Source organism: Paenibacillus terrisolis (assembly GCF_056171975.1).
On sequence record NZ_JBKFGG010000010.1, the window covers coordinates 1 to 11,935 of the forward strand.

9 protein-coding genes and 1 riboswitch are annotated in these 11,935 nt (G+C 52.0%); of the genes, 1 reads left to right on the forward strand and 8 read right to left on the reverse strand.

Going from position 1 to position 11,935, the window contains the following annotated elements; all coding sequences use genetic code 11:
• From ACI48K_RS11665 to ACI48K_RS11685, 5 genes are all read right to left on the reverse strand, one after another.
• A partial coding sequence (locus tag ACI48K_RS11665) for a glycoside hydrolase family 6 protein (RefSeq protein WP_475027778.1) occupies positions 1-1,715 on the reverse strand: 1,715 nt, incomplete at its 3' end.
• Between the two features lie 729 nt (positions 1,716-2,444).
• A complete protein-coding gene (locus ACI48K_RS11670) occupies positions 2,445-2,555 on the reverse strand; it encodes a DUF4181 domain-containing protein (RefSeq protein ID WP_475027779.1) in 111 nt (36 codons plus the stop codon).
• A 556-nt stretch (positions 2,556-3,111) separates the two neighbouring features.
• Complete coding sequence (gene sdhB / locus ACI48K_RS11675) at positions 3,112-3,897, reverse strand: succinate dehydrogenase iron-sulfur subunit (protein WP_475027780.1); 786 nt, start codon at positions 3,895-3,897, stop codon at positions 3,112-3,114.
• Between the two features lie 14 nt (positions 3,898-3,911).
• Entirely contained in the window at positions 3,912-5,657 is a 1,746-nt protein-coding gene (gene sdhA, locus ACI48K_RS11680) for a succinate dehydrogenase flavoprotein subunit (RefSeq protein ID WP_475027781.1), read from the reverse strand.
• A 612-nt stretch (positions 5,658-6,269) separates the two neighbouring features.
• Positions 6,270-6,941 carry a succinate dehydrogenase cytochrome b558 subunit gene (locus ACI48K_RS11685; RefSeq protein WP_475027782.1) on the reverse strand — a complete coding sequence of 224 codons (672 nt, stop codon included), beginning with the start codon at positions 6,939-6,941 and terminating at the stop codon, positions 6,270-6,272.
• Between the two features lie 280 nt (positions 6,942-7,221).
• Here ACI48K_RS11685 and ACI48K_RS11690 point away from each other — a divergent pair, with 280 nt between their 5' ends.
• Positions 7,222-8,124 carry a LysR family transcriptional regulator gene (locus ACI48K_RS11690; RefSeq protein WP_475027783.1) on the forward strand — a complete coding sequence of 301 codons (903 nt, stop codon included), beginning with the start codon at positions 7,222-7,224 and terminating at the stop codon, positions 8,122-8,124.
• A 42-nt stretch (positions 8,125-8,166) separates the two neighbouring features.
• Here the strand turns inward: ACI48K_RS11690 and ACI48K_RS11695 are convergent, their stop codons facing one another.
• From ACI48K_RS11695 to ACI48K_RS11705, 3 genes are read right to left on the reverse strand one after another with little or no spacing between them, the layout of a single operon-like run.
• Positions 8,167-9,411, reverse strand: coding sequence for a cation:proton antiporter (locus ACI48K_RS11695; protein WP_475027784.1), 1,245 nt, complete (start codon positions 9,409-9,411; stop codon positions 8,167-8,169).
• 41 nt (positions 9,412-9,452) lie between these two features.
• Positions 9,453-10,115 carry a potassium channel family protein gene (locus tag ACI48K_RS11700; RefSeq protein ID WP_475027785.1) on the reverse strand — a complete coding sequence of 221 codons (663 nt, stop codon included), beginning with the start codon at positions 10,113-10,115 and terminating at the stop codon, positions 9,453-9,455.
• A 15-nt stretch (positions 10,116-10,130) separates the two neighbouring features.
• A complete protein-coding gene (locus ACI48K_RS11705; RefSeq protein ID WP_475027786.1) occupies positions 10,131-11,465 on the reverse strand; it encodes a TrkH family potassium uptake protein in 1,335 nt (444 codons plus the stop codon).
• 72 nt (positions 11,466-11,537) lie between these two features.
• Positions 11,538-11,696: riboswitch (cyclic di-AMP (ydaO/yuaA leader) on the reverse strand.
• Between the last annotated feature and the right edge of the window lie 239 nt (positions 11,697-11,935).

Sequence of the window (11,935 nt, forward strand, 5' to 3'; positions counted from 1 at the left end):
GCCGGTACCGTTGGTCCCGTTGGCTGCTGCGGAGTTGCCGTCACCTGCGCCGAGTTTGCGCTTTCTCCGGCACTGTTCACCGCACTCACCACGTAATAATAAGCCGTTCCGTTCGTTAACCCCGTATTCGTATAGCCAGTTGCGGTCACTCCCGCTGCCACGGTAGCGTAAGGCCCGCCGCTGGTCGCTGCCCGTTTCACGTTATAGCTTGTAGCGCCGGAAGACGCCGTCCAACTCAGCGTGACCTGCGCGTTCCCCGCCGTCGCAGTCAAACCGGCCGGTGCTGCCGGTACCGTTGGATTAGGATTGCCTCCGCCGTTCGTCGGAATTACCGGATAAGCGTTTTGAACAAGCTGTACAAACTGGTTATGGAACCAGTGGCCGGATACCGGAGCGCCCGGAAGAGCGCCGGTCAATACGCCGCTGGAACTGACGTATGTCGGATCGCACATTCTGTCGAAGCCCTTGCCTTCATCGTTCGGGATGGCGGTACTGGAGCCGTCCGATTCTCCCGGCGGCTTCACCCATACGAATGCGTCCAGATGAGAGGCCGTATACCCCGCCGGGGCGGCTTGAGGCGGCTGTCCCATCCCTGCTCCGCTGGCGTTGCACCAGTTCCCCCGATGGAGACGTTTGTCGATGCGTCCGGAATTTGCATAGACGTCAACCGTCGTTCCGCTGGCGCCGGTCGGCCGATCAGGACCTCCCCAGCCGTTGCGGGAAGTGTCGATGAGGAAACCGATGCCGGACGGCCAACCCTTTGCGACAAATCCGGAATACAGCGCCGCCGTGAAGTCCGCTTCGTCAAAATAAGGATTCCATTCATAATACTTGGCCGACTTCAATTGCGACCCGTTGATCGTCAAATTCGGGTCGGGCAAATACGGTTCCTCTAGCGGAGTCGTGTTTGCCGTATTGCTGATAAAACCGTCTACACTGGCAAGACCGGCGGGAGTTCCGGCAACAACCGTCGTAAAGAGATCGATCGCAGGCTGCCGGTTGCTGTCCCAGCCGAGCCAGCCGGAGTGGCCGATGTCCATGTAGTTATAGACATTGGGAATGGCATGCAGCTTTTCAAGGGCATACCGCGTTGCATCACGATAAATGTTCGTGGAATTCGCTTGGGCGCATCTCGAATCGCTCAGGTTCGTCACCAGATTGGGCAGCGAATCGGGCTCGATGATGGCAACGATCCGGATGCCTGCGTATTTGGGATTGGAAAATACCTGGGCGATCGGATCGATGTAGCTTGATTTATAGGTCTGCAGCCCTTCCTGAGTCAAAGGCAGCTCCCCGTTGGACGCCAAAGCGTGGCAATCCCGGCCCGGCAGATCGTAAATGACGAATGTGGCGGCGATCGGCGTATTCCCTTGCTTTTGGGCAAGTATCTCGTCCATCGTTTGCTCTAGGCTTTTCCGTCCTCCGTTGGCTTCTCCTCCGGCAATTGCCGCGATCCGGTCCAGCCATACGGCCGTCGGGTATGACTTGACGGTCTCCATCTTCTCCTTCAACGTTAAATCGTTGACCTGAGCGATAGAGGTATCAATCAAATTCGAGTAATCGGGATTCAAATACATGGTCGCGCCCAAAAAAGGATTGTCGACATGTGCCTCGGCCGCATATCCCGTTTGCACCCCGAAGGGCTGCAGCAGTGATAACGCCAAGGCCGCAACTCCCGCCATCGATACCGTTCGTTTGAATAGCTTCGAAAACATGAGATCACTCCTTTACTGAGATTGTTTGCATTACAATTTCCCAAATCTGAATAACGTTTTGATGCGGCGTCCTTTTTTTAATCAATACAGGCTACTCTTGGATGTATTAAAGGAATAATCGCGATTCTCGTTGATTGGACCCGATATTGCAAATGATTTTGGGGCCGCTCCATCATGAAAAAACCAGCAGGCCGGCCAGCATACGGACAGCGAGCGTCAGTCATAGCTCCTTTTTCCGGCGGACTCATGCCATTTCACCCCTCTTCCCGCAGAAACTACAGACTCCGGTCTTGCTTTACTAATTGCGGTTCGTTTTTAGTCACCACCTCCCTTTCCGCAAAGTTGGTGTAAGGCGATTAGGCTCCCAAAAATAAAAAAATGAAAGCGATTGCATAATAGAAAATCTTTTACCCATGTCCCTTGCCCATTTCGAGTAAAAAACCTCAATAGCATATACGCTTTCATAAATTCAGCTGTCTTTTCGTCCAAATCAGCAAATCGGGAGTTAATGATTCAACAATCTTCAAAACAAACTCCATGGCTTGGTTTTTAACTTAATATAAGATAAATATGGAATAAAAAGTAAAACCTTGCATCTTCATGTTATTTTTTTCACCTCCTTTTTGTATAGTTCAAATTCTTCCGCGAGATGATTTAAAATCTTCCGATACTTGTCTTAAAACGCAAAAAAAGACGCCGCAAGGACATCTTATCTCTTTCAAACGTTTACTAGAGCAGGACGAATGTCAAAAATATGCATATCACCATTACAATGACGGTAGCTAGATATTCTCTAGAATTCTTTCGGAACTTCCAATCGACAAAGGACTGGAAACCCATAATCGAGACGCCATCGATACCAACTCAACTTTATGGGCGTTCGATGAACCGGAGAAGCCCCTTTGGAGCTCGAAGTAGCTTATTTACAATCTAATAAAGGGAAAAGCTCCCGTTAATTTCAGCAAAATGAGGATTTGCGGCGGTTTAACTGGAAATGCTACCACTAATTTTGGCAAACGAGGTAGTCTACGGTCTAAATCGTCTGATTTAGCTGGAGGATTTCCAGTTCATGTTCGACCAGATTCAATAAGGGGCCAATTAACAGGAGGATTTCCAGTTCGTGTGGTTCCATCGTTAAAAAGTGGCATTAAGAGTCTAATTTGAGTTGACGAGGTACTGTGACCATCCCCCTTTTCCTTTCGTTATGCATAGCAGCCTTAAACACTCCTATCATAACGAGTGCATAAGGTGGTTTTCTATATGCCTCGATTATACCAACCGCATAACCGGTCGTTTTCTGTTTCCCTCGCTTTGCGTGCTCAACTGGCTGAAGCCATAATAAAAAAACCGGACATGGATCATCCGGTTTTTCGCAAACATTATATTCCGTACCGCGTCAAACCCCAAGCCAGCGCTTAAACATGTGCTTGGTTGTCGCTTTGTTCATTTCGGCGATCGACGTGGTCAGCGGAATGCCCTTCGGGCAAGCGCGAACGCAGTTTTGCGAATTGCCGCAGCCGTCGATGCCACCGTCTTCCATCAGCGCTTCGAGCCGTTCTTCGGCATTCATTTCGCCGGTCGGATGCGCGTTGAACAAGCGTACTTGCGAGATGGCCGCCGGGCCGATAAAGTTCGTTTTTTCGTTCACGTTCGGGCAGGCCTCGAGGCAGACGCCACAGGTCATGCATTTCGAGAGTTCATAAGCCCATTGGCGTTTTTTTTCGGCCATGCGGGGACCGGGGCCAAGATCATAAGTGCCGTCGATCGGAATCCATGCTTTCACGCGTTTGAGCGCGTTAAACATGCGGCTCCGGTCAATGATAAGGTCGCGCACCACCGGGAAGGTCTTCATCGGTTCGATGCGGACCGGCTGCTCCAAATTGTCGATGAGCGCCGCGCACGCCTGACGCGGTTTGCCGTTGATGACCATGGAGCAAGCGCCGCAAACCTCCTCCAGGCAGTTGGATTCCCAGCACACGGGAGCGGTATGTTCTCCCTTCATATTCACGGGATTCCGCTGAATTTCCATGAGCGCGCTGATCACGTTCATGCCGGGACGATAATCAAGCTCGAATTCCTCGGTATATGACGCCGCCTTCGGATCATCCTGGCGCGTAATAATGAATTTGACTTTTTTGGCCGCCGTTTTTGGGGCCGATACTTCACTTTCCGCCATAGCCATAGTTTTTTCCCCTCCTATTTGTCCTTCGAATAGTCGCGAATCCGCGGCGGGATCAGGGAGACGTCCACTTCGTCATACGAAATCCGCGGCCCGTCCGGTGTCCATGTCGCTTTCGTCGTCTTCAGAAATTCCTCGTCGTTCCGGTTCGGAAAATCCGGTTTGTAATGCGCTCCCCGGCTTTCGTTCCGCAGGAGCGCGCCCAGCGTCATCGCCTCGGCGAGTTCCAGCATGTTCCACAGCTGACGCGTAAAAGCCGCACCGGCATTGTTCCAGCGGGACGCGTCGTTGATGTTGATTTTGCGGTATCGCTGCTTCAGTTCCTTGATTTTGCCGATGGTCGCTTCCAGCTTGTCGTTATAGCGCACGACCGTCATGTTGGCCGTCATCCATTCGCCCAGCTCTTTGTGAATCACGTAGGCGTTTTCCGTCCCATCCATGGCCAGCAAGCCTTCGTACTTGCTTTCCTGCGCTTTGCGATGGCTTTCAAATACGGACGGGCTGACATCCTCCGCCGATTTTTTCAGGCCGCGGATGTACTCGACCGCTTTCGGGCCGCTGACCATCCCGCCGTAAATGGCGGAGACCAGCGAATTAGCCCCCAGCCGATTGGCCCCGTGGTACTGGTATTCGCATTCGCCGGCCGCAAAAAGGCCGGCGATATTCGTCATTTGATTAAAATCCACCCACATTCCGCCCATCGAGTAATGAACCGCAGGGAAAATTTTCATCGGAATTTTGCGCGGGTCGTCGCCCATGAACTTTTCATAAATTTCAATGATGCCGCCGAGCTTCACGTCCAATTCTTTCGGGTCTTTATGGGACAAATCGAGATAAACCATGTTCTCGCCGTTAACGCCAAGCTTCATGTCGACGCAGACGTGGAAAATCTCGCGCGTAGCGATATCCCGCGGGACCAGGTTCCCGTAAGCCGGATATTTCTCCTCTAGGAAATACCACGGTTTGCCGTCTTTATATGTCCAGATCCGTCCGCCTTCCCCGCGGGCCGACTCCGACATTAGCCGCAGCTTATCGTCTCCGGGAATCGCCGTCGGATGAATTTGGATGAACTCGCCGTTGGCGTATTTCACACCTTGCTGGTACACCGCGCTGGCCGCGGTTCCCGTGTTGATGACCGAGTTCGTCGTTTTGCCGAAAATAATGCCCGGACCCCCGGTCGCCAAAATCACCGCATCCGCCGGAAAAGTCACGATCTCCATGGAGCGCAGGTTTTGAGCGCAGATGCCGCGGCAGGCTCCTTCATCGTCCAGTACGACGGATAGGAACTCCCAGTTTTCGTATTTCGTCACCAGCCCTGCCGCTTCATGCCGGCGTACCTGCTCGTCAAGCGCGTACAGCAGCTGCTGTCCGGTCGTCGCTCCCGCAAAGGCGGTCCGGTGGTGCTTCGTGCCCCCGAACCGGCGAAAATCGAGCAGTCCCTCCGGCGTGCGGTTGAACATGACGCCCATCCGGTCCATCAGATGGATAATGCCGGGCGCCGCTTCGCACATGGCTTTGACCGGAGGCTGGTTGGCCAGAAAATCTCCGCCGTAAACGGTGTCGTCAAAATGCTCCCACGGGGAGTCGCCCTCCCCTTTAGTATTCACGGCTCCGTTGATGCCGCCCTGCGCGCATACGGAGTGCGAGCGTTTCACCGGAACCAGCGAAAACAGCTGCACCGAAACTCCCGCCTCCGCCGCCTTGATCGTAGCCATCAGTCCGGCGAGCCCCCCGCCGACGACAATTAAGCTTTGTTTTGCCATCTCTATTTCAACTCCTAAAAGTTTTGTGAGCGATACGTCCGTGATTTGCTTCGTACAAAACTTGCTTCGTAATCCTCCGCTTCGTTTCGTGAGGGATACGTTCATGATTTGCTGCGCGCAAAACTTGCTTTACTACTCTCCCAGCTCGTTTTGTGCACATTGCTCAGTCGGGAAAACCTGCAAAAGTACAGTTATTTGCCCTTGCAGATCAAAACTCCCGGAAATAACTGCAAAACTGCAGGTTTTTCCGATCATTAGGCCCGTTTCTCTCTAAAATCGCAGAGAATAACTGCAGATTTGCAGTTTTTGATGCGTTCACGCATAAAATCGCCCTAAATAACTGCAGATCTGCAGTTATTCAGCTCAGGGTCGAGTGAAATTAAAGTCAGAACTCTTGCGTAACGTTCCATTATGGCTGGGCTATGTTCCAACTTTTTACAATACGCCCCGCTATAAGCCATGCCTATTTATTCATCAGCCTTTATCCGCCTTTATCTGCCTTTGCCCGTCTTCTTCAACCTTTGTCCGCCTTTGTCCTTCTTCTTCAACCTTCGGTCATTTCAGTCAGGCATTACGGTACCGCCACAGCCGAACTCTCAAACTGGCAACCGCTTACCCTATCAAAGCCTTCGCCGTTTGCAGCAAAACCGCGCCATCCGCCTGGAATTCCGCGCCGCGGAACGCCACCAGCGATACGACGAACATCACCGCCACTACCGCGAACAGGCTCATGCAGACGTAAGAGGAAACCCGCTGTGCCCGCGGTCCCACCGTGATTCCCCAGCTCACCATAAACGACCATAATCCGTTGGAGAAGTGGAACGCCGCCGCAATGACCCCGATTAAATAGAGCGTGAAAAATACCGGATTCATCACAATGTCGTGCATGACGCCGCCGAGCTCTTCATGAGTCACATTACCAAGCGCAACCTGCAATCGCGTCTCGACCAGGTGCCAGATCACGAAGACCAGAGCGATAACGCCGGTAATGCGCTGCAACAGATACCTCATGTTCCGTTCGGTCCGAAAGCGGCCGTTATTCGGCTTCGCCTGAAAAGCGATATAAAGACCGTAAACGCCATGATATAACAGCGGCAGCCAAATGCCGACAATCTCCAGCACCAGGACGAGCGGCAGGCCGTTCAGAAAAGCCACGCTATCCTTGAACCCCTGACTCCCGCCTTCCACGGCCGAAAAATTGGTAATCATGTGTTCCAGAAAGAAAAAACCTAGCGGAATCACACCCAGAAGCGAATGCAGTTTTCTGGAATAAAACCCTTTCATAAGTGCACGTACCCCTTTCCCGTTTCCATCTGTCTTTCGTCATTGGCAAATTTAATAATGATAGGCCGCCAGAAAGTATATGACAAAATCCACAGCATTGCGGCCGAAACACTTTGTTACAAAAGTAACATGTGAACATCTTGTGTCACTTTTTATGTTACTCCTTTTCAACTTATAATGGAATTGCTATATATTTATTAATAGTTATAACAATTTCGCATAAGGAAAACGCGCAAAACAGGAGCTTCACATTCCTATTCATCCTATGGAGGAACCTTGCATGTTAGAAGAACTGCTTGTATTCACTACCGTCGTTGAACAATCCAGTTTGAACAAAGCGTCCAAGCTGCTTAATTTGTCTCAGCCGGCTCTCTCGCGGAAAATCGCCAAATTGGAGGAGGAGTGGGGGGTAATTCTTTTTAACCGCAAAGGCAAACGGCTTGAGCTGACCCGCGTCGGTCAGGAAGCATACAACTACGCGCTTGATCAACGGCAGCGGCATCAAAACTTTCTGCAATCGGTTACCCGGCTCAAGGCGGCGGAGCGCAAAATTTTAACCGTCGGCGCCAGCTTGACCACGATACAGACTACGCTGCCGCCCCTCGTCACCGCGCTCATGCAAAAATTCCCCGATATCGAGCTAAAGCTCGTTACGGGGAAAACCCACGAAATCGTCTCTTATGTTCGCGACAAAAAGATAGATATCGGCGTCATCGCCTCCTCAATCAACGAATCGGGACTAAAATGCATTTCGCTGTTTCAGGACCATTTGGAGCTGGTCGTTCCCAAGGGACACGAACTGACGGTTGCGGCGAGCGCGGAAATGGAGGATCTGAACGGGCGCTCGATGATCATTTTTTCCAAGGGGACCTGGTACAGAAAGCTGATCGATGATCTGTTCGGCCGATACGGCATCATCCCCGATATCCGAATGGAGATCGATTCTTTCGAGGCGATCGTCAGACTGCTTCCCACCTGCAAAGCGGCCGCACTGCTGCCTAAATCCTATTTGCGGTCGCAATTGCTGCGGGACAACGGACTGGTCTCCGTAGCGATGAAAGAACTGGAGCAGACCCGGAGAGAAACTTGCCTGGTTTATGGCGATAAATCGGGGCTGAGCAGCGAAACGAAGGAATGGATCACCGACATCAAGGATAATCTTCTCAAGGAAATGGCTTTGTGAAGGGCATGAGAAGGATAAAAAAAGAAGCTGCAGCGCCAGCCGTTAAGGCTTCTCTGCAGCTTCCTTCACCTCGAGTCCCAGCTTTCGGGCAGCCCAGCCGGTGGTGCTCGCCTGGACGATAATGGTGAGCACGATGGCCATAAACGTCACGGCCGAAATCACCTCGGCATGCGCGATGCCCATCCCGGCGATCATGCCCGACAACGCCGCCGGAATAACGCCGGTTTCCCGAACCCAGGACATAAACAGCATCTCCCGCCAGGACCACTTGACCTTGCGATCCGGCAGAGCGCATAGCAGCACGGTCAAAGGACGCGCCACGAACATCAACAGCAGGATTGCCGCCAGGCTTGGCCAGAAGTAATGGCCCAGCGTCGAAAAATTCACCTGACTGCCCAGCAGAACGAAAATCAGCATCCGCATCATGACCGTTGTGTTCTCCGCAAAGGATCCGATCTCGATTTCCTTATGCTCGAGCGACAAGCCGAACGTATCCGCGTTACCCCAAATGATCCCGGCCACAAAGGTGGCCATAAAGCCGCTGACATGCAGCAAATCCCCGATAAGATACGATGCCAGCGCGCACACGATCATGACGATGGTCGAATACTCTTTTAAAAATCCGTGGCGGGCATGTCCGGCTAAAAAGGTGAGCAGACCCGAAATGACAATCCCCGTTAAAATGCCCCCAAAAGCCGTAACCAAGAAATCCGACGACATGTCGCCGAAGTTCAAAGTCCCGCCGCCGGATACGACAGCAAGGAGCGAAAACGTCAAAATGGAACCCGTCGCGTCGTTGAACGCCGATTCGCTTTCTACCGTTTCCCGAACCCGCTCTTTGATCTTCACCTGTTTAAATACCGGAATGATCGAGGCCGGATCGGTCGATGCAATCACCGCCGCCGCCAAAAAGGCGAAAATCCAATCCACGTTAAAGAGATAATGAATTCCCGTCCCCACAACGGCCGTTGTGATCAAGACCCCCGGCACGCTGAGCATCGACAACGTGATCCAGACCTTGCGCAGCCCGCTGAGCTTCAAGTTCCTCCCGCCGTCAAACAAAATTAGCGCCGAGCCCACCGTAAGGATCAGCTGATTAACCACCGATCCGCTGGATTCATGGAGCAGGCGAAGGCCGGGACCCAACAGCATCCCGACGGCGATAAACACGGCAACGTCCGGCAGTCTCAGCCAAGCGGCGAGCCTTCCGGCAAGCATGCCGACACTTAAGACGAACAGCACTAAAATAAGAAAATGATGTATCGATTCGGTCACAGCCGATTCCACATGAGTCACACTCCAACTGTCGAAGCCACATGTATGGCCTTTTATTGATTAATTACCGTTTCAAATTGCTCGATATTTTTCTTGGAGCCGATGATAACCATAATATCGCCTTGGCTAAGCTGGTCCATGGCGGTCGGAGCTACGATAATCCCGCTTTCGCGATGGATTGCCACAATGCTGCACCCGAAACGGGCTCTCGGATTGAGATCGCCGACGATTTTGCCGTTTAGGCATTCAGGAACATTCATCTCTACGATGCTGTATTCCTTGGACAATTCGATGTAATCCAGCAGGTTTGGCGTTACGAGCTGATGGGCCACGCGAATCCCCATGTCCCTCTCCGGGTAAATGACTCGATCCACGCCCAGCTTCTCCAGCGCCCGCCCGTGCAGAACGGAGATCGCCTTGGCGACGACGGTTTTCATACCAAGCTCCTTCAGCAAAATGGCCGACAGAATATTTAGCTGAATGTCGCTGCCGATCGCCACGATGCCGCAGTCAAAATTGCGCACGCCCAGCGATTTCAACACCTCTTCATCGGTGGGGTCAGCCACGACCGCATGGGTGAGTTGATCGCCCAAAGCCTCCACGATTTCCTCATTCCGGTCAATGCCGAGCACCTCGTAACCAAGATCCATCAGCTCCAGAGCCAGACTTGATCCAAAGCGTCCCAGCCCGATCACCACAAACTGCTGTGTTTTCATTGTAGATTAATCCCCTTATCCTATGATCATTTTGCCTTCCGGATGGCGATATAATTCTTTACCTTTTTTCGGACCGAGCGCGTATGCCAGCGTAAGAGGTCCCAGCCGTCCGGCGAACATGGTGAAGCTGATGATGATTTTGCCGATTAAAGTCAGCTTGCCGGTCAATCCCATGGTCAAACCAACCGTACCGAAGGCGGACGTTGTCTCAAACAGAATGCTGAGGAAGCTGGCATCCTCCGTCGTCGACAAGATCATGGCCACGGCAATAACCAGAAACAAGGCCAACATCGCCAGCGTAACCGCTTTGAAAATCCGTTCCTGGGCCAGACGATAACGGAACAACACCAAGTCCGAGCGCCCGCGGATCATGGAAATCACCGCGCCGACCAGAATCGTAAACGTCGTCGTTTTGATCCCGCCCCCGGTGGAGCCCGGCGACGCCCCGATAAACATCAGGATGATCATAAAAAACTGGGTGGCCTGACGCAAAGCGCCGATGTCCAGTGTGTTGGCTCCCGCCGTTCTGGGCGTTACCGATTGGAAGAACGAGCTCCAGATCTTCGCGCTCCAGTTTAACGGCTCCAGTGTTCTGGAATTCGTGAATTCGAATATAAAAATAACGAGCGCCCCGACAACTATCAGTGCGGACGTCATGGACAACACGACTTTGGAATGCAATGACAGCCTGCGGTGGCGCCGAAATTCAATGAGATCGGACAAGACGATGAACCCGATCCCCCCGGAGACGATCAAAAACATGGCTACAAAATTCGTGACCGGGTCGCCGACATATTGCGTCAGGCTGCGGTATTCGCCAAACAGGTCAAATCCGGCATTGTTAAACATCGAGACGGCGTGAAAGACTCCGAAATAGACCGCCCGGCCAAACGGCATGTCAAAAGCCCAGCGCAGCGCGAAAGTCACGGCCGCACAAGCCTCGATGACGAGCGAATACATCAACACCTTGCGGATCAGCCGAACGATGCCCTCCATCGAATTCTGGTTCATCGCCTCCTGCAGCAGCAGACGGTCCTTCAGCGATATTTTCCGCTTAAATACGAGAGAAAATAACGTTGCCATGGTCATGAATCCCAACCCGCCGACCTGAATCAGCAGCATGATCACGACTTGCCCGAATGTGGAAAAATACGTTCCCGTGTCCCGAACGACCAGACCGGTTACGCAGGTTGCCGAGGTTGCCGTAAACAAAGCATCGATAAAAGGCGTCGTCTCTCCCCGTGTACTTGAGATCGGCAGCATCAGCAGCAGCGCGCCCAGAAGAATAATCAGGGCAAAACCCAGCACAAGAATCTGGGGCGGAGAAAACTTGAACCATTTGGATAGCAACCTATTCACCTCATCGCTTAATTAGGAAAAACAAAAGAAAAAAGCACTGGAAATCCAATGCCTTTCGGGTTTGGCTCCTGTTGCAAAGGCCTACGAGGTTAGCTGACGGATTCGGACATGCACAGTTGCCCTATTCGCTCTCTTACCCGGCATTCCTGCCGGCTCCAAGCGAAATTCACCCCGGAAAATTCGGTTCCCCCGTTTTCAAATGAAATTCGGCCGTATTTTATTTTCATCGAGTTACATTTCATTTTTATCAAATGGATTATAATCCATAATCCAACCTATCACAATGGCTCTTTTCGATGAAATAGCCTTGAAAATCGTGAAAACCAAGAACTCATAGCTTATGATCTCGCTAAATCTAACACATTGGGGAACTTATCTTCGATTATTGGAGGTTTTCATTTATATTTTCATCACCGTCTCTGGCGCGCGGGGTACGCCCTATGATATCTTTACTGTGACGC